The 17,884-nt window shown below is 70.3% G+C and carries 17 protein-coding genes and 1 pseudogene; 15 read left to right on the forward strand and 3 right to left on the reverse strand.

The features are described 5' to 3' along the window. Window positions 1-117 precede the first annotated feature (117 nt). The 10 genes and pseudogenes from ACFVYS_RS06715 to ACFVYS_RS06760 all read left to right on the forward strand — a co-directional run. Window positions 118-762, forward strand: a complete 645-nt coding sequence (locus tag ACFVYS_RS06715) for an HAD family hydrolase (RefSeq protein ID WP_389499514.1) — start codon at window positions 118-120, stop codon at window positions 760-762. Between the two features lie 92 nt (window positions 763-854). Next, complete coding sequence (locus ACFVYS_RS06720) at window positions 855-1,565, forward strand: VC0807 family protein (RefSeq protein ID WP_389499516.1); 711 nt, start codon at window positions 855-857, stop codon at window positions 1,563-1,565. Between the two features lie 76 nt (window positions 1,566-1,641). After that, window positions 1,642-2,880 carry an MFS transporter gene (locus ACFVYS_RS06725; RefSeq protein ID WP_389499518.1) on the forward strand — a complete coding sequence of 413 codons (1,239 nt, stop codon included), beginning with the start codon at window positions 1,642-1,644 and terminating at the stop codon, window positions 2,878-2,880. Next, window positions 2,831-4,003 carry an acetoin utilization protein AcuC gene (locus ACFVYS_RS06730; RefSeq protein WP_389499520.1) on the forward strand — a complete coding sequence of 391 codons (1,173 nt, stop codon included), beginning with the start codon at window positions 2,831-2,833 and terminating at the stop codon, window positions 4,001-4,003. The genes ACFVYS_RS06725 and ACFVYS_RS06730 overlap by 50 nt, the downstream gene beginning before the upstream one ends. Before the next feature lie 233 nt (window positions 4,004-4,236). Next, window positions 4,237-5,052 carry a phosphatase gene (locus tag ACFVYS_RS06735; RefSeq protein WP_389499522.1) on the forward strand — a complete coding sequence of 272 codons (816 nt, stop codon included), beginning with the start codon at window positions 4,237-4,239 and terminating at the stop codon, window positions 5,050-5,052. Between the two features lie 134 nt (window positions 5,053-5,186). Then, window positions 5,187-5,399, forward strand: a complete 213-nt coding sequence (locus ACFVYS_RS06740) for a helix-turn-helix domain-containing protein (protein ID WP_015658719.1) — start codon at window positions 5,187-5,189, stop codon at window positions 5,397-5,399. Window positions 5,400-5,576: 177 nt separating this feature from the next. Further along, window positions 5,577-5,675, forward strand: a complete 99-nt coding sequence (locus tag ACFVYS_RS06745; RefSeq protein ID WP_003948845.1) for a 30S ribosomal protein bS22 — start codon at window positions 5,577-5,579, stop codon at window positions 5,673-5,675. 302 nt (window positions 5,676-5,977) lie between these two features. Continuing rightward, complete coding sequence (locus tag ACFVYS_RS06750) at window positions 5,978-7,051, forward strand: NAD-dependent epimerase/dehydratase family protein (RefSeq protein WP_389499524.1); 1,074 nt, start codon at window positions 5,978-5,980, stop codon at window positions 7,049-7,051. 14 nt (window positions 7,052-7,065) lie between these two features. Further along, entirely contained in the window at window positions 7,066-8,127 is a 1,062-nt protein-coding gene (locus ACFVYS_RS06755; RefSeq protein WP_389499526.1) for a lysophospholipid acyltransferase family protein, read from the forward strand. Between the two features lie 83 nt (window positions 8,128-8,210). Further along, window positions 8,211-8,306 (forward strand): annotated as a pseudogene (locus tag ACFVYS_RS06760) (glycerol acyltransferase); the annotation flags it as partial. Between the two features lie 160 nt (window positions 8,307-8,466). Here ACFVYS_RS06760 and ACFVYS_RS06765 read toward each other — a convergent pair. The 3 genes from ACFVYS_RS06765 to ACFVYS_RS06775 all read right to left on the reverse strand — a co-directional run bounded on the left by ACFVYS_RS06765 (window position 8,467) and on the right by ACFVYS_RS06775 (window position 12,096). Next, entirely contained in the window at window positions 8,467-9,711 is a 1,245-nt protein-coding gene (locus tag ACFVYS_RS06765; protein WP_389499528.1) for a DUF5667 domain-containing protein, read from the reverse strand. Between the two features lie 255 nt (window positions 9,712-9,966). Next, a complete protein-coding gene (locus ACFVYS_RS06770; protein ID WP_054238616.1) occupies window positions 9,967-10,746 on the reverse strand; it encodes an ECF subfamily RNA polymerase sigma factor, BldN family in 780 nt (259 codons plus the stop codon). A 402-nt stretch (window positions 10,747-11,148) separates the two neighbouring features. Further along, window positions 11,149-12,096 (reverse strand): HAD-IB family hydrolase, encoded by a 948-nt coding sequence (locus ACFVYS_RS06775; protein WP_314225501.1) that lies wholly within the window; start codon window positions 12,094-12,096, stop codon window positions 11,149-11,151. Between the two features lie 102 nt (window positions 12,097-12,198). Between ACFVYS_RS06775 and ACFVYS_RS06780 the strand changes: the two genes are divergently transcribed. The 5 genes from ACFVYS_RS06780 to ACFVYS_RS06800 all read left to right on the forward strand — a co-directional run bounded on the left by ACFVYS_RS06780 (window position 12,199) and on the right by ACFVYS_RS06800 (window position 17,879). Further along, the gene (locus ACFVYS_RS06780) at window positions 12,199-12,471 is read left to right on the forward strand and encodes a glutaredoxin family protein (protein ID WP_054238618.1); all 273 of its coding nucleotides are present in this window, start codon (window positions 12,199-12,201) and stop codon (window positions 12,469-12,471) included. 251 nt (window positions 12,472-12,722) lie between these two features. After that, complete coding sequence (locus tag ACFVYS_RS06785; RefSeq protein ID WP_389499530.1) at window positions 12,723-13,496, forward strand: redox-sensing transcriptional repressor Rex; 774 nt, start codon at window positions 12,723-12,725, stop codon at window positions 13,494-13,496. Further along, window positions 13,493-15,211, forward strand: a complete 1,719-nt coding sequence (locus tag ACFVYS_RS06790) for a glutamyl-tRNA reductase (RefSeq protein ID WP_389499532.1) — start codon at window positions 13,493-13,495, stop codon at window positions 15,209-15,211. The genes ACFVYS_RS06785 and ACFVYS_RS06790 overlap by 4 nt, the downstream gene beginning before the upstream one ends. A gap of 5 nt (window positions 15,212-15,216) precedes the next feature. Continuing rightward, on the forward strand, window positions 15,217-16,176 hold the full coding sequence (hemC, locus tag ACFVYS_RS06795) for a hydroxymethylbilane synthase (RefSeq protein WP_389499534.1): 960 nt from the start codon (window positions 15,217-15,219) through the stop codon (window positions 16,174-16,176). Continuing rightward, the gene (locus ACFVYS_RS06800; RefSeq protein ID WP_389499536.1) at window positions 16,173-17,879 is read left to right on the forward strand and encodes a uroporphyrinogen-III synthase; all 1,707 of its coding nucleotides are present in this window, start codon (window positions 16,173-16,175) and stop codon (window positions 17,877-17,879) included. The genes hemC and ACFVYS_RS06800 overlap by 4 nt, the downstream gene beginning before the upstream one ends. Window positions 17,880-17,884: the final 5 nt, after the last annotated feature.

The following is a 17,884-nucleotide window of genomic DNA, read 5'->3' on the forward strand; positions in this document are numbered from 1 at the left end:
GGTACTGCAGGGGGGACCCTGTGGGAGAGTAGGACACCGCCGAACAAATATTACGGGAAACCCCCGCACCTCACGGTGCGGGGGTTTTCTGCGTTTCGGCTCGTTTATCGTTTGGGCATGCGCTACGACCTGGTTATTTTCGACAACGATGGCGTCCTGGTGGACAGTGAACCGATCTCCAATCGGCTGCTCGCCGCCTATCTGACCGAGCTCGGGCATCCCACCTCGTACGAGGACTCCATCCGTGACTACATGGGGTCCGCGATGCACCGCATCCACGACCTGGTCCAGGAGCGCACCGGGCAGCTGCTGCCGGCGGAGTTCGACGACACGTTTCACCGCCGGGTGTTCGCGGCCTTCGAGCGGGAGCTGGAGCCGGTGGCGGGCGCCGTGGACGTCCTCGCGAAGCTGACCGCGGACGGGGTGCCGTACTGCGTGGCGTCGTCCGGGAGTCATGAGCGGATTCGGGTGGGGCATCGGAAGACCGGGCTGGACCGGTGGTTCGAGGACGCGCGGATCTTCAGCTCGCAGGATGTCGGGAAGGGGAAGCCGGCCCCGGATCTCTTCCTGCACGCGGCCCGGCGGATGGGGGTGGCGCCGGAGCGGTGTGTGGTCGTCGAGGACAGTCCGCTGGGGGTGCGGGCGGCGGTGGCGGCGGGGATGGACGTGTACGGGTTCACCGCGATGACGCCGGCCGCGAAGCTCGCGGGAGCCACTCAACTCTTCTCCGATCTGGGGCAGTTGCCTGACCTGCTGATCTGACGGACGTTCCGGTGTCGGGCTGACATTTGTCATGCGTAGCTCCGGACGATCGTTTCTACTGGGGGACCCCTCCCGGCGGCGAAGCTATGGGCATGACGACGAACCAGCACAAGAAGCAGAACGCCTTCGCCCCGCTCCTCGTGGACGTGGCGGTGCCGCTCGGGTCGTACTACCTCTTCAAGGGCGCGTTCGGGATGAGCACCTTCGCCGCTCTCGCCTGGAGCAGCCTCGTTCCGGCCGGGCGGACCCTGTGGAGCGCGGTCAGCCGGCGGACGGTCAACGGGCTCGCCGGGCTCATCCTCGTCGTCAACATCGTCGGGCTGGTGCTGAGCCTGGTCTCCGGTGATCCGCGGCTGATGCTGGCCAAGGACAGCGGGGTCAGCAGCACGATCGGGATCGGGATCCTGCTCTCCGTGGCGCTGGGGAGGCCGATGATGACCGCCGCGGTCAAGCCGTTCCTGGTGAAGGGCGACGCCGTCAGGGAGGCGGCCTGGGCGCGGCTGGAGAGTGGGGCGTCCGTCGCGTCGGCGGGCTTCCGCAAGCGGGAGCGGGCCTTCTCGATCGTCTGGGGTGTGGTGCTGCTCGTCGAGTGCGTCGTGCGGGTCGTGGGGGCGTACACGGTGCCGGTGGACACCATGGTGTGGCTCGGTTCCGTGGTCATGGTGGTGGCGATGGGGATCGGTTTCGTGGTCGGCGGGGCGCTCGGTGCCGGGCCGATGGCGGCGATGGTCGCCTTCGAGACGGGGGCCGGGGAAGCCGTGGAGGCCGAGGTCGAGGTGCCCGAGGTCGCCCTCGCCCGGTGAAGTCCGGGAAAGCTGAGGAGAATTCATCTTTGGCTGGATCTACCAACGAGTACGCAGGGGCCCTACGCTCGCCGCCATGACAGAAGTGCTGCGGCGCGGTAGGGCCTCTTTGGCGTTCAGCTTTTTCGCGCAGGGCGCGGCCTTCGCCCTGCTGGTGACCCGGATCCCGGCCATCCAGAACAGGTACGAGGTCTCGGACGCGCTGCTGCCCGTCTTCCTGGCCGCCGTACCCATCCTGGCCGGGGTCGGCAGCGTGTCGACCGAGCAGTTGGTGAAGCGGATACCGCCCAGCCTGGTGCTGCGGTGGTCCCAGCCGGTGGTGCTGCTGGCGCTGCTCGGGGTCGGAGCGGGGCGGGGGATGGCCGAGCTGGGTGTCGCCCTGGCCGTCTTCGGCCTCGCCGTGGGGGCGCTGGACGCCTCGATGAACATGCTCGGGGTGAGTCTTCAGCGGACGTACGGGCGCAGCATCATGCTCAGCTTCCACGCCGTGTACAGCCTGGGCGGGATCGTGGGAGCCTCGCTGGCGTGGGTGGGGGCGCACTGGCATCTCGCGCTGTGGGTGTCGTATCTGCCGGTGGTGGCCGTGCTGTTGCCGGCCGTCCTGGTGGGGAGCCGCTGGTATGTGGACAGGGGCGCGGAGGACGCTGGGGCGGAGGGCGGTCAGGCGGCGGACGCCGAGTCGGCGGGCGGCGGTACGGGTGTCGTCTTCAAGGTGTTGCTGCCGCTGTGTCTGGTGATGACCTTCGCCTATATCGGGGACTCGACGGTCTCCAACTGGAGCGCCAAGTACCTCCAGGACGTGCTGGGCAGCAGCGAGCAGCTGGCCACCGTTCCGTACAACGTCTACATGGTGACCACGCTGCTCGGGCGGGCCATCGGGGACTTCGGGGTACGGCGGTTCGGGGCCGCGGCGGTGGTGCGGCTGGGGGCGCTGGTGGCGGCGGCGGGGTTCGCGGTGGTGGCCGTCGCGCCCGGGGCGTGGGTCGGGATGCTCGGGTTCACGCTCGTAGGGCTGGGGTTGTGTGTGCTGGTGCCGCAGACGTTCGCGGCGGCGGGACGGTTGTTTCCGGGCGCCTCGGACGCGGCGATCGCCCGTCTCAACATCTTCAATTACGTCGGGTTCCTGATCGGTTCGCCGTTGGTGGGGGCGCTGGGGGACGCCTGGACCTATCGGGGAGCGATGGTGGTGCCGATGGTGTTGGTGCTGGTGACGTTGGTGTACGCCCGGTCGTTCGCCGCTCAACCGGACCGATACGGTGGCGGGCATGAGCGGCCGCGCACAGCTGATGTGGGACGAGGCAGTAACGGGCTATGACTTCGGGCCCGAGCATCCGATGGATCCGGTTCGGCTGGATCTGACCCGGAGGCTGGTCGGTGCCCTGGGGCTCGACCGGGAGGTCGACGTCGTCGCGGCGAAGCCCGCCGGGGAGTCCACGCTGCGGCTCGTGCACCGGGAGGACTACGTCCGGGCCGTCAAGGCGGCGTCGGTGGAGCCGGGATCGGCGGACCAGTCGTACGGGCTGGGGACGATGGACGATCCGGCCTTCGCGGGGATGCACGAGGTGTCCGCTCTCATCGCCGGGCTGTCCGTCGGGGCCGCGGAGGCCGTCTGGCGGGGGGAGGCGCTGCACGCGGTGAACTTCGCGGGTGGGTTGCATCATGCGATGCCGGGCGGGGCGTCGGGGTTCTGTATCTACAACGACGCTTCGCTGGCGATCGCCCGGTTGCTGGAGCTGGGGGCCGAGCGGGTCGCGTATGTGGACGTGGACGTGCATCACGGGGACGGGGTGCAGGCGGCGTTCTGGGACGACCCGCGGGTGCTGACGATCTCCCTGCACGAGCATCCTCGTACCTTGTTCCCGCAGACCGGGTGGCCGGAGGAGACCGGTGGGGAGCGGGCGGAGGGGTCGGCGGTGAACGTCGCGCTGCCGGCCGGGACCGGGGACGCGGGGTGGTTGCGGGCTTTCCATTCGGTGGTGCCGGAGCTGATCGCCGACTTCCGGCCTGATGTGCTGGTGACCCAGCACGGGGCCGACACGCACTTCGAGGATCCGTTGGCTCATCTCGCGGTGTCTCTCGACGCGCAGCGGGCTGTGCAGGTGGCGTGTCATGAGTTGGCGCACGAGTACGCCGGGGGTAAGTGGGTCGCGCTCGGTGGGGGCGGGTACGCGGTGGTGGATGTGGTGCCGCGGTCGTGGACGCATCTGGTGGGGGTGGCGGCGGGGGTGCCCGTGGCGCCGGAGACGGTGATTCCGGAGGGGTGGCGGCAGGAGGTCTTCGCTCGTACTCGGCAGTTGGGGCCGGTGCGGATGACCGACGGGCGGTGGCCGGTGGAGTGGGCCGGGTGGGAGTCGGGTTACGACCCCGCCGATCGGTTGGACCAGGCGGTGTTGGCCACGCGGCGGGCCGTGTTTCCGTTGCGGGGGTTGTTGCCGTAGGGGGATCGCCCCCGCCGCCCTCACCCGTTCCCCTCCTCTTCAGGGGGCTATGCCCCGTGTGCCCCCCGTGTCGGCCTGGTCGGCCTCGTCCTCGATCGCCGGACGGGCCGGAGGGTGGCCCGGAAGGGCTGGGGGGTGCCGGACGGGCTGTGCGGGGCTTGGGCTTACGCCAACTGTGCGGTGTTGGTGGGGTTTTGCCTCAAGGCCGGGCATGGTCCGTCAGCATCGGTTGTGTGTTGAGTTCCGGGGCGCTTCGGGCGCATCTGCTTGCCGCGCGGCTGGCCGGGGCGGTGGCCACCTCCCGGGAGGAGAGCCTGCGGAGCTATCGGCTCTTCGCCGCTCGCGATCCCCGGGTGCTGATCGGGCTTGATCCCGAGCGGAGCTGGGGGCAGCGGGACCTGATCGCGTTGATGGCCGACAAGTGTGGAGTTTCGGCCGATCCCGGCTGCGTTTCCGGGCATGATGTGATCGATCCTGAGCGCACGCTGGCCGCGCTGGACGCTTTCGCGAAGCGGCTCGCCTTCGTCGCCCAGCGTGGTGCGCCCGTGCTGCTGGGCACCGGGCATCCGCATCGGCTGCTGGGGTTCTACGCCGCCGTTGCGGACGCTTTGTCGGCGGCGGGATGTGATGTTCTCACCCCGGCGCAGGGTCACTGTGTCGACATAACGACCCGGTTCGGTCTACGTACACACAACCTCGACTACGTACGGGGAGTCGCGGTCGTCCGGGAGGCGAGTGTCGAACGCGCCGGTTGTGCGACCGGTGCGCACAGCCATTCGCCGCTCCCGGTTCGGGTCGCGCTGGCGGCGGCCGCCGAGGGCGGGGGGCCGCTGCCCGAGCTGGTCATCGGGGACCACGGATGGGTCTGCGGGGCAGGTCAGCTGGGGTTCGAGGCCATCGGGCTGGCGGACACCGACGACCCCGCGTTGTTCGTGGGGGAGGCCGAGGGAGTCGTCTCCGTCGTCGTTCCACTTGATGACGCCGTGCGGTCCGCTTACTACAGGCCGCTGACCCGCTACGTACTCAATCGAGCGTGTCTGTCACAGTAGGCCGCTGATGGGTGCACCTCTTCCCCACTCGCATCACCCGCCCCTACATTGGGGAGTGAGCACGCAACGACGAAGAGTCACCGGAAGGGGAAGCCGGTGGCCGTCGAGTCGAGTGCGGAAGGTTCAGGTGTGTCATGGGTGCAGCTGGCGAGAGGCCTCTGAACGAGGTTCAGTTCCTTACCGTGGCGGAAGTCGCCTCGGTGATGCGAGTGTCGAAGATGACCGTGTACCGACTGGTGCACAGCGGTCATCTGCCCGCGATCCGGGTGGGGCGGTCCTTCCGTGTCCCCGAGCAAGCGGTGCACGAGTACCTCCGCGAGAGCTACGTGGGGGTGGAAACCGCCTGACGGTCAGGGCCTGTCCGGCAGGGCAGGCCCGGGGTGGGGCCCGGCCTCAGGGCCGTCTCGGGCCCCTCCCGCCCCTCGATTACGACCTCAGCGCTCAGGCGGGTAGGCTAGCCCCTCGTAGGTCGTATGGGCCCATGGCGCCCAGCACCGAGTGATGAGAAGTGAGCGAGGGTAGTCGTGGGCTCTGTTATCAAGAAGCGGCGCAAGCGGATGGCCAAGAAGAAGCACCGCAAGCTGCTCAAGCGCACGCGCGTTCAGCGTCGCAACAAGAAGTAAGCGCGAGCAGAAGTAAGCGCAAGCACTTACTTCGCGCGACGCGAGCCGCGTAGGCGTGGTGTGGCCCCCCACCGTGTTATCGGTGGGGGGCCACACGCATATCCGGGTGCGCGTACGGTCGGCTGAACGCCGTGCGTATGCCTGGACGGGCACCGTGGCTGATCTGGTCGTATGACCGAAGAGATCTCGTCACTTCGCGCATCGGGCGGTCATCACAGCGCAACATCGACCCGCTAGGTTGGCCGCAGACGGGAACTCGGCAGGGCGGCCGGCGGTTCCAGGACGGAAGGAAGGCGCTGATCTTGGGAAAGGTCGTGCTCGTTACCGGAGTGGCCCGTCAGCTGGGGGGCCGGTTCGTACGACGGATCCAGCGTGATCCACAGGTCGACCGGGTGGTCGCCGTGGACGCGGTGCGGCCCGAGCACCATCTCGGGGGCGCCGACTTCATCGAGGCCGACATCCGGCAGCCCACCATCGCGCGGGTGCTCGCCGAGACCGGTGCCGACACCGTCGTCCACCTCGACGTGACGGCGACCGCGCTGGGCAGGGGCAGCCGGACCACGGTCAAGGAGACCAACGTCATCGGGACCATGCAGCTGCTCGGCGCCTGTCAGAAATCGCCGAACGTGAAGCGGCTGGTGGTCAAGTCCTCCACCAACGTCTACGGGTCCGCGCCGCGTGATCCCGCCGTGTTCACCGAGACGACCCCGCCCAAGTCGCTGCCCAGCGGCGGCTTCGCCAAGGACGCCGTCGAGGTCGAGGGGTATGTGCGCGGGTTCGCCCGGCGGCGGCCCGATGTCGCCGTCTGTGTGCTGCGCTTCGCCAACATCCTGGGGCCGACCGCCGAGACGCCGCTCGCCTCGTACTTCTCGCTGCCCGTGCTGCCCACCGTGCTCGGCTACGACCCCCGGCTCCAGTTCGTGCACGAGGACGACGTGATCGAGGTGCTGCGGATCGCCTCGCACGAACCGCGGCGCGGCACCCTCAACAGCGGCACGTTCAACATCGCCGGGGACGGGGCGCTGTTGCTGTCGCAGTGTTCGCGGCGGCTCGGTCGGCCCACCGTGCCACTGCTGCTGCCCGCCGTCACCTGGGCGGGGTCGCTGGTGCGTACGCTGGGCATGACGGACTTCTCGCCCGAGCAGATCCGGCTGCTCACCCACGGCCGGGTCGTGTCCACGGACCAGATGCGCGAGACGCTGGGGTTCACGCCGCGGTACACCACGGCGGAGACCTTCGCGGACTTCGCGCGCAGTCACGGACCCGGACTCCTGCCGCCCGAGGCCGTTGCCGGGGCCGTCGACCGGATCGCCGCGCTGTCCTTGCCGGACGGCGGCCACCCGGCGGTTCACCTCCCGACGCAGAGCGCCAACTGAGGAGCGCATCAACGATGGCGGATGCCAAGGTCATTCCGTTCGACGACGACCGGTCCCGGGGAAGCGCCGTGACGCGGCCGCCCCGACGCCGGGGCGCGGTGAGCCGGCGTCGGAACGGCGAGCCGGCGCCGGTCCGGGAGATCGGTGAGGCCGGTGAGGTCCAGCCCCTGCCCACCAGGACGGCTGGGCAGGATGATGTTCCTGTGACGGGTGAGGAACGGCTGGACAAGGACGCGGGCGGCCTGGAGCGGCGGATCGCGGGCGGGCTGTCCTTCCTGCGCCGGCGCCTCACGGGCGACTACGAGGTCGACGACTTCGGCTACGACGAGGAACTGACCGACCAGGTCCTGATGTCCCTGCTGCGGCCGCTGTACGAGAAGTACTTCCGGGTCGAGGTGAAGGGCGTCGAGAACATCCCGGCGGAGGGTGGCGCGCTGATCGTCGCCAACCACTCCGGGACGCTGCCGTTGGACGGCCTGATGATGCAGGTCGCCGTCCACGACCACCACCCGGCGGGCCGGCACCTGCGACTGCTGGCCGCCGACCTCGTCTTCGTGCTGCCGGTCGTCAACGAGCTGGCCCGCAAGCTCGGGCACACCCTCGCCTGCGCGGAGGACGCCGAACGGCTGCTCGGCCAGGGCGAGCTGGTCGGGGTGATGCCGGAGGGCTTCAAGGGCATCGGGAAGCCCTTCAGCGAGCGCTACAAGCTCCAGCGGTTCGGCCGGGGCGGCTTCGTCTCCACGGCACTGCGCCAAGGAGCTCCGATCATCCCTTGCTCGATCGTCGGGGCCGAGGAGATCTACCCGATGATCGGCAACGCGAAGACGTTGGCACGGGTGCTCGGTTTCCCGTACTTCCCGCTGACGCCGACCTTCCCGTGGCTGGGACCGCTGGGCGGCATCCCCCTCCCGACGAAGTGGACGATCCAGTTCGGCGAGCCCATCCCGACGGACGGCTACCCGCCGGAGGCGGCGGAGGACCCGATGTTGATGTTCAACCTGACGGACCAGGTACGGGAGCAGATCCAGCACACGCTCTACAAGCTGTTGGTGCAGCGGCGGTCGGTGTTCTTCTGACCTGGTGGTGAGCCGGTGGACGGAGTCCGGCGCAGCCGGGCGAAGCCTGCGCAGCGGTGCGAGGTCGGCGGTGTGGATGGGTGCCGATGTTGATGTTCAACCTGACGGACCAGGTACGGGAGCAGATCCAGCACACGCTCTACAAGCTGTTGGTGCAGCGGCGGTCGGTGTTCTTCTGACCTGGTGGTGAGCCGGTGGACGGAGTCCGGCGCAGCCGGGCGAAGCCTGCGCAGCGGTGCGAGGTCGGCGGTGTGGATGGCGTGTTGCTTCGGGTACGCCTGTGGGGGCGCTCCTCTCAAGAGGGGCGCCCCCACAGGCGTACGGGCTGGGGTGCTCGGGTTACTCCGCGTCCTCGCTGTCGATGCCCAGGCCTGGGAGCAGGCCGGGGAGGAGGGGCGGGAGGGTGACGTCCGGCTGGGTGCTGGGGACGAGGGGGGTCGGGGCGGTGCTGCCGGTGTCCTTCGGGGGGTCCAGGAGGCCGCCGGTGTTGCCGCCGAGCAGGCCGTCGTCCGTGGTGCCGGAGGTGGACGACTTGCTGGGGGCTCCGGTGTCGGGGCCGGTCCCGTCGGTCGGGGCGTGGCCGGTGCCCGGGGTGGTCGCGTGGCGGCCGGTGTCCGAGGTGCCGGTGGACGCCGGTCCTGTGCCCTCGCGGGTGCCGCCGCCGCCCGGGGCCGGGGGCCGCGGGAGGAGGGACTGCAGCGGGGCGACCTCTTGGTCTATGGCCTCGAAGACCGACGAGACCTGTTGACTGACGTCGCCGAGCTGGACCGGCAGGCGGTCGCGCAGGGCGCCCCAGACCTCGCGGTGCGAGCGGGAGAACGCGTCGAGGGCCTGGATGGGGCCCAGGGAGTTCGGGTCGCGTTCGTACGCCTCGTGAAGGAGCCGGTGGCCTTCCGACGCGTCGTGCTGCATGCCGTTCAGGGCGCGTCGGATCTCGCCGAGGGACTCGTGGTCGAGGTCGCCGCTGCGGCCCCGCTCCATGAGTCGACGGGCCTCGCTCAGCCGGGTGGAGGCCTGGTCGAGATAGGTCCGGCCGCGCTCGTCGTCGCCGTCGGACAGATAGTTGAGCTTGAAGTCCTCGATGCCGCGCTTCAGCCCGTAGAGCCCGTCGCCCGGGAGGGCGTCGGAGCTCGCGGCCGCGACTCCACCGAAGGCGCCCGCCGCGACGCCGACGCTGAGGCCGCCCGCGGTGAGCCCCTTGGCGAGGCGGGAACGCGGTCGGAACTTGCCCAGGGGACTGGCCCGGTGAGTGCCCCTGGCCCGGTGGGAGCGTTGCTCCGGCACCGAAGGGTCCGCCGTTTCGCCTCCCGCGGTGCCCGCTTGCAGCATGGCCTCCATTGCGGCGACCAACTGGGCCCGCTGGACGACCTTGACCTCGGGATCGAACTCCGGTTTGGGCAGCTCGGCGAGACTCGTGGCGAGGGCCAGAAGATGGCCCTGCCCGGTCTGGTCCGCAGCGGCCGGCGCCGGCGGTGATCCTTCGGTCTGCTCGGCCGCCGTGCCCTGGGCGGAACAGTCGGACTGCTCCTCCAAGGCCTGGGCGAAGGCGCTCGCCCGCCGGTGCGCCGATACGTTCGCGATCACTGGCGGCACCTCCTCTCGTCATGACGGTCGACTCCCCTGGGGTCCTGACGGTTGCACGCCCTGGACCGGATCCACACGATCGAGTGATCGGGGTCGGCCAGGACGTGACCACAGGGAGCCTGTATCCCGCACAACGACTGGCGCGGCGCTTGGGTTACGGACTGCGGATGATCGGATCGGGAAGACAACGGACTTTCACTGAAGGTGAGTTGGCGTCACGGAGTGTGTGGCGTCGGTCGTGGGTGGGGGACGGGTTCAGCGGGCGTCTTCCGGGAGCAGGCGGGCGAGGGTCCGGACGGCCCGGTACTGGAGCGTCTTGATGGCGCCCTCGTTCTTGCCCATGACACGCGCGGTCTCGGCGACGGAGAGCCCCTGCAGGAACCGGAGCGTCACGCACTCCTGCTGCTGGGGATTGAGTCGGCGTACGGCGTCCAGAAGCGCCGCGTTGGAGAGGGACTCCAGGACGGAGTCCTCGGGTGAGCGCTCGACCTCGTTGGCGTCGAGCATCTCGCCGGTCGTCACCTCGAGCCGGAAACGGCTCGACTTGAAGTGGTCGGCGACGAGGTTGCGGGCGATGGTGACGAGCCAGGCGCCGAAGTCGCGGCCCTGCCAGGTGAACGTGCCGATGCGGCGCAGGGCGCGCAGGAACGTCTCGCTGGTCAGGTCCTCGGCGGTCGCCTTGCCGCCCACCCGGTAGTAGATGTAGCGGTAGACCGTGTCGCTGTACTGGTCGTACAGGCGCCCGAACGCATCGGCCTCGCCGGCCTGGGCGCGTTCGACGAGGTCCATCATGCGGGCGCTGTCACTGTCGGCGGCCGGCCGACGGGCGGTGGCCGCGCCGGCCGAACGTCCTCGTCTGCCCACCGCGGCGCTGCCGTCGGCCAGTGCGTAGCACGGGCCGAGCGGAGCGGTGGTGGCGAAGGCGGGGACGGCGTACGCGGTGGGGACGACGCCGCGCAAGAGGTCATGGACCGTAGCGACCGTTGCGCGCAGCGTAGCCAGGCCCGAGGTGTCAACCCCGACGTGTGGGTACACGGGACTCCCAGAGGCAGAGCTTGCATCACGTGCAGTACGGAACCATTCACCCGTCGTAGCGACGGAAGGGGTACCGGATTGCGTCTGAGGAGAATAACGCTTCGTGCAGGCCCTGCTACACCGAGTTGCTCAAATCATCGATTACGTCGCTTCTGTGGCCTATTGACGCTCGATCAAGTTGCATAGGGTGAACGATTGTTGATCGAAATAGTTCGAGTTTCGGGTCGGTCCGGGGCGTGTTGTGGCTGTGCGCGGACAACAGGACTGGACGAGGGGTTACGGGGGTAAGACCGTCGGATTGGCCGGGTTCGGTGCCCGGTGTGAGGTGTTGTCCGGTAACGCGAAAGAGCGGCCGGGCTGTTGCGCCTCGGCCGCTCGCTCGGGATGCCTGCTGCGTCGTCGTTATCGCCGTCGTCGGTGCAGCGCGATCGCCGCCGCCGTGCCGCCCGCCACCGCGCCCACGCCCGCCGCGGCCGGGATGCCGACCTTCGCGGCCTTGCGGCCGGTGCGGTAGTCACGCAGCCGCCAGTCGAGGTTGTGCGCGTGCTTGCGGAGCTTGGCGTCGGGGTTGATGGCGTAGGGGTGGCCGACGAGGGAGAGCATCGGGATGTCGTTGTGGGAGTCGCTGTAAGCGGCGCAGCGGGAGAGGTCCAGGTTCTCCGCCGCCGCCAGCGCGCGTACCGCCTCCGCCTTCGCGGGGCCGTGCAGCGGCTCGCCGACCAGTTTGCCCGTGTAGACGCCGTCGACGGACTCCGCGACCGTGCCCAGCGCGCCGGTCAGGCCGAGGCGGCGCGCGATCACCTGGGCGATCTCCACCGGGGCCGCCGTGACCAGCCACACCTTCTGGCCCGCGTCCAGGTGCGCCTGGGCGAGGGCCCGGGTGCCCGGCCAGATGCGCTCGGCCATGTACTCGTCGTAGATCTCCTCGCCGATCGACATCAGCTCGGAGACCCGGTGCCCCTGCACGATGGAGAGCGCCGAGTCGCGGGCCTCCTGCATGTGTTCGGGGTCCTCGACGCCGGCCAGCCGGAACCATGCCTGCTGCCAGGCGAAGCGGGCCAGGTCGCGGGTCTCGAAGAACTTGCGTTTGTACAGGCCACGGCCGAAGTGGAAGAGCGCAGCGCCCTGCATCACGGTGTTGTCGAGGTCGAAGAAGGCGGCGGCCATCGCGTCGCCGTGCACCGGGAACTGCGGTTCCCGGTCGGAGGTGTCCAGGGGCGCCAGGGTCTCCTGCGAGTCCAGGGCTTCCTGGGTGGACTTGCGGGCTGCCTCCGCCGAGGCCTCGCCTGCCAACACGCTCCGCGCCGTGGCGGAGCGCCTACGGGGAGTGAGCCATCCTAGAGCGGCCATGGCGTGAGCATAGCCATTCCGTTCGGTGGTTCCGGAGCCGAGAGGTTCGAAGGGTGTGAACTCTCCACGACCGCGCCGTTAAAGAAGCGCGAGAATGGCGGTATGACTCCCCTCTTTCGACGTAAGGCCGCCACGGGCGAGCGGTCGGTCACCCTCATTCGTAAGTCCGGTTGTCATCTGTGCGACGACGCCGAGCGTGTGATCGAGAAGGTCTGCGGGGAACTCGGTGTGTCCTGGGAGCAGAAGGACATCGCCGACGACCCGGAGCTGTACGACCAGTACTGGGAGCAGATCCCGGTGGTGCTGGTCGACGGCAGGCAGCACACCTTCTGGCGGGTGGACGAGAGTCGCCTGCGCAAAGAACTGGCCGGGTGAGGAACTGACCGAGCAGTACAAGGCCGTACCGAACGTCGCTTAGGATCGATGGCGGTTTTGTCTCGGGGGCGGGATTCACGAGGAGAGTGGCGGTTTTGCCCCCTGGAATGTTGCGCGTGACCCCGGTCACGTTGGCCGGGCAAATCGGACACCATCTTTGTGCACGCGTTCACAAAGACATAGCCTGCTGTCGACGGGGCGGTCTGGGTACGTGTGACCGCCTACAGCCCCGCTCTACCCGCAGGAGCACCGTGGCAACTGGCCGAACTCACCGACCGGCGACCCGTAGCCGAGGGATTCCCGAGGCCACCGTCGCCCGGCTTCCGCTGTACCTCCGCGCGCTGACCGCACTGTCGGAGCGCTCGGTCCCCACGGTCTCCTCCGAGGAGCTCGCGGCCGCGGCCGGGGTCAACTCCGCCAAGCTGCGCAAGGACTTCTCCTACCTGGGTTCCTACGGGACCCGGGGGGTCGGCTACGACGTCGAGTACCTCGTCTACCAGATCTCCCGCGAGCTCGGGCTCACCCAGGACTGGCCCGTCGTGATCGTCGGTATCGGTAACCTCGGCGCGGCCCTGGCCAACTACGGCGGCTTCGCCTCGCGCGGGTTCCGGGTCGCGGCGCTCATCGACGCCGACCCCGCGATGGCCGGGAAGCAGGTCGCCGGGATCTCCGTCCAGCACAGCGACGGCCTGGAGAAGATCATCTCCGACAACGGCGTCTCCATCGGCGTCATCACCACCCCGCCGGGCGTCGCCCAGCAGGTCTGTGACCGGCTCGTGGCCGCCGGCGTCACGTCCATCCTGAACTTCGCGCCGACCGTGCTGACCGTTCCGGACGGCGTCGACGTGCGCAAGGTCGACCTCTCCATCGAGCTCCAGATCCTCGCCTTCCACGAGCAGCGCAAGGCGGGCGAGGCCGGCGAGGAGGCAGCGGCGAACGAGAGCGCCGTACCGGCCCCCGTAGGCCGCGCCGACTCCACCGACCAGGGACCCGACGGGGACGTACCCGCCGTGATGCCGGCATGAGTCTCCTCGTCGTCGGGCTGAGTCACCGCAGCGCTCCGGTCAGCGTGCTGGAGCGGGCCTCGCTGTCCACGGACGCGCAGTTCAAGCTGCTCCAGGACACGGTCGCCGCCGAACCGGCCGCCGAGGCCGCGGTCCTCGCCACCTGCAACCGGATCGAGCTGTACGCCGACGTGGACAAGTTCCACGCCGGCGTCGCCGAGCTGTCCACGCTGCTCGCCCAGCACAGCGGGGTCGGGCTCGAGGAGCTCACCCCCTACCTGTACGTGCACTACGAGGACCGCGCCGTCCACCACTTCTTCTCGGTGGCCTGCGGGCTGGACTCCATGGTCGTCGGCGAGGGGCAGATCCTCGGACAGATCAAGGACGCCCTGGCCAAGGCGCAGGAGCTGCACACCGCCGGACGGCTGCTGAACGACCTGTTCCAGCAGGCCCTGCGGGTCGGCAAGCGCGCCCACTCCGAGACCGGCATCGACCGCGCCGGGCAGTCCCTGGTCACCTTCGGCCTGGAGCAGCTGGCCGCGGGCGGGGACGTGGCCACGTGGGCGCGGGGCAAGAAGGCGCTGGTCATCGGCGCCGGTTCGATGTCCTCGCTGGCCGCCGCCACGCTCGCGCGCGCCGGGGTCGCCGAGATCGTCGTCGCCAACCGCACGCCCGAGCGGGCCGAGCGGCTCGCCCAGATACTGACCGACGGCGGCGACACGGACGTGTCGGCCCGCGCGGTACCGATGGAGTCGGTGCCGGCCGAGCTGACACGTGCCGATGTCGCCGTCTCCTGTACCGGGGCGACGGGCCTGGTCCTGACGGCGGAGGCGGTCGCCGAGGCCGTCGAGGGCCGCACCGGGGCACCCGTCGCCTTCGACGACGAGGCCGCCGCGACGGACGTACGGCCGCTGCCGCCCACCTCGGTCGGTACCGACGAGAACTGCCCCCTCGACCTGGCCGCCGTACAGCAGGCCCCCGTGCAGCAGTCCGGGTTCTCCGTGCTGGGCGAGGCCGCCGTCGCCGGCATGGACGCGGCGACGCTGGAACAGCACGCCGCCTGGGTCGACAACGCGACCGTCGACCGCAGGCCGACCGCCCGCCGCACCCCCGAGGCCGACGCCGAGCTGATCACCGCGCTCGCCGCGACCGCCGCCACCCTCGGCCGGATCCCCGAGCGCCGCCGGCCCGAGCCGGTCGCCACGCTCGTCCGGCCGGAGCCGGTGCTCTTCCTGCTCGACCTGGCCATGCCGCGGGACATCGACCCGGCCGCGCACCGGCTGGCCGGTGTGCGCCTGGTGGACATCGAGTCGCTGGCGGAGGCCTCGGCCGACGCGCCGATGGCCGCCGACGTCGACCAGGTGCGGCGGATCGTCGCCGACGAGGTCGCCGCCTTCGGCGCCGCACAGCGGGCCGCGCACATCACGCCGACCGTGGTCGCCCTGCGCACCATGGCCGCCGAGGTCGTGGCCACGGAGATCGCCCGGCTCGACGGGCGGCTGCCCGGCCTGGACGACAAGCACCGCGCCGAGATCACCCAGACCGTGAAGCGGGTCGTCGACAAGCTGCTGCACGCCCCGACCGTACGGGTCAAGCAGCTCGCGGCCGAGCCCGGCGGCGCCGGGTACGCGGACGCGCTGCGGACCCTGTTCGACCTCGACCCGGAGGCGGTGGCCGCCGTGTCCCGGGCCGAGGAAAGCACCGAGAAGAACGCAGAGAGCCGAGGGCCGGCATGAGCGGCATGAGTACGAAGGCACTGAGACTGGGGACGAGGCGAAGCAGACTCGCCATGGCCCAGTCCGGGCAGGTCGCGGACGCCGTGAGCCAGGTGACCGGACGGCCCGTGGAACTCGTCGAGATCACCACCTACGGTGATGTCTCCCGCGAGCACCTCGCGCAGATCGGCGGCACGGGCGTCTTCGTGACCGCGCTGCGGGACGCGCTGGCCAAGGGCGAGGTCGACTTCGCGGTTCACTCGCTGAAGGACCTGCCGACCACGCAGCCCGAGGACCTGGTCCTGGCCGCCGTACCGGTGCGCGAGGACCCCCGCGACGTGATCGTCGCCCGGGACGCGCTGAAGTTCACCGACCTGCCGCGCGGAGCGCGCATCGGTACGGGTTCGCCGCGCCGGATGGCGCAGCTGAACGCGTACGCGCGCGGCCACGGGCTGGACATCGAGACCGTGCCGATACGCGGGAACGTGGACACGCGGATCGGGTACGTGCACGACGGCGAGCTGGACGCGGTGGTGCTGGCGGCAGCCGGCCTCAGCCGCATCGGCCGCATCGACGAGGTCACCGACTTCCTGTCGATAGACACGGTTCTGCCCGCTCCCGGCCAGGGAGCACTGGCGATCGAGTGTGCCGCGGACAACGCGTCACTGATCGCCGCGCTCGGTGAGCTCGACGACCCGTTCACCCGGATCGCCGTGACCGCCGAACGGTCCCTGCTCGCCGCCCTGGAGGCCGGCTGCTCCGCCCCTGTGGGCGCGCTTGCCGACCTGCTGGCCGACGGGCAGATTGTCAACGAAATGCGCCTGCGTGGCGTCGTCGGTACCACCGACGGCACGCGCATGGTGCAGCTGTCCACCACCGGTCCCGTGCCCGAGACGCACGACGGGGCAATGGCGCTCGGTCGCGAACTCGCAGCCGAGATGCTCGCCCAGGGCGCGGCCGGTCTGATGGGGGAGCGAGCACTGTGAGCCCCACCGCCCTTCCAGCCGCTGGTCCTGAACACGGGCACGTCACCTTCCTGGGTGCCGGACCCGGGGATCCGGGACTACTGACTCTGCGCGCCGTGGAGGCGCTTGCGCACGCGGACGTCCTCGTCGCCGAGCACGAGGTGCTCGACGTCGTACGGACGCACGCGAGGCCGGGCGTCGCCGTCGTGAACGCGGAAGCGGGTCCTTCGTCGGACCCTCTTCCGGGCACGGGCGCGCCCCTCCCGACGATCGTTGACGGCACGTCAACAACCGCTGAGGTACCCGCTGTGCGCGATGCCGCACATCTTGTCATGGAGGCCGCGCGAGGCGGCAGGCGGGTCGTCCGTGCGGTGACCGGGGACCCCGGACTTGATACGTACGCGGCGGCGGAGATGCTCGCGTGCGCGGCGGCCGGTGTTCCCTTCGAGGTCGTACCCGGTGTCGCGACCGCCGTCGGCGTGCCCGCGTACGCCGGTGTGCCGCTGCGGGACGCGCAGGGCGCCGACGTCCGGTTCGTCGACGCGCGCACGGCTTCGGACCGCTGCTGGACCGAGGTCGGGGCGTCCGACGGCACGGTCGTCGTGTCGACGACCCTCGACGCGGTGGCCTCGGCGGCCGGCGAGCTGGTGTCGGCGGGGCGCAAGCCCGATACGCCGATGACGGTCACGGTGGCCGGTACGACGACCCGGCAGCGGACCTGGACGGCGACCCTGGGCACGATCGCGCAGACGCTGAAGCAGGCGAAGGTGCTGCCCTCGCCCGAGGGCGGCCGGCCGGTGATAGTCGTGGTCGGTGAGCGTTCCGCCCCCGCCCAGCGCGACCAGCTGTCGTGGTTCGAGTCCAAGCCGCTGTTCGGCTGGAAGGTGCTCGTACCGCGTACGAAGGAGCAGGCGGTGTCGCTCTCCGACCGACTGCGGTCGTACGGGGCCGTGCCGCACGAGGTGCCGACGATCGCCGTCGAGCCGCCGCGCACCCCCCAGCAGATGGAGCGGGCGGTCAAGGGCCTGGTGACGGGCCGCTACGAGTGGATCGCCTTCACCTCGGTGAACGCCGTCAAGGCGGTGCGCGAGAAGTTCGAGGAGTACGGGCTCGACGCGCGTGCCTTCGCGGGCATCAAGGTCGCGGCGGTGGGCGAGCAGACGGCGAAGGCGCTGGTCGCGTTCGGTGTGAAGCCCGACCTCGTACCGAGCGGCGAGCAGTCGGCCGCCGGGCTCCTCGAGGACTGGCCGCCCTACGACCCGGTCTTCGACCCGATCGACCGGGTGTTCCTGCCGCGTGCCGACATCGCCACCGAGACCCTGGTCGCCGGGCTCATCGAGCTGGGCTGGGAGGTCGACGACGTCACCGCCTACCGGACCGTGCGGGCCTCGCCGCCGCCGGCCGAGACGCGGGAGGCCATCAAGGGCGGCGGATTCGACGCCGTGCTCTTCACGTCGTCGTCCACCGTGCGGAACCTGGTGGGCATCGCGGGCAAGCCGCACAACGTGACGGTCATCGCCTGCATCGGCCCGGCCACGGCCAAGACGGCCGAGGAGCACGGGCTCCGGGTGGACGTCATGGCGCCCGAGCCGTCGGCGCTCAAGCTGGCCGAGGCACTGGCCGACTTCGGGCTGCGCCGCCGCGCGGCGGCCCGGGAGGCCGGCGACCCGGTCAGCCGGCCGAGCGAGCGGCGTCCGGGCGCGCGGAGGCGACGGGCGACCTGAGTGGG

The organism is Streptomyces sp. NPDC058295 (assembly GCF_042880655.1).
In the GTDB taxonomy this organism is placed as follows: Bacteria; Actinomycetota; Actinomycetes; order Streptomycetales; family Streptomycetaceae; genus Streptomyces; species Streptomyces coriariae.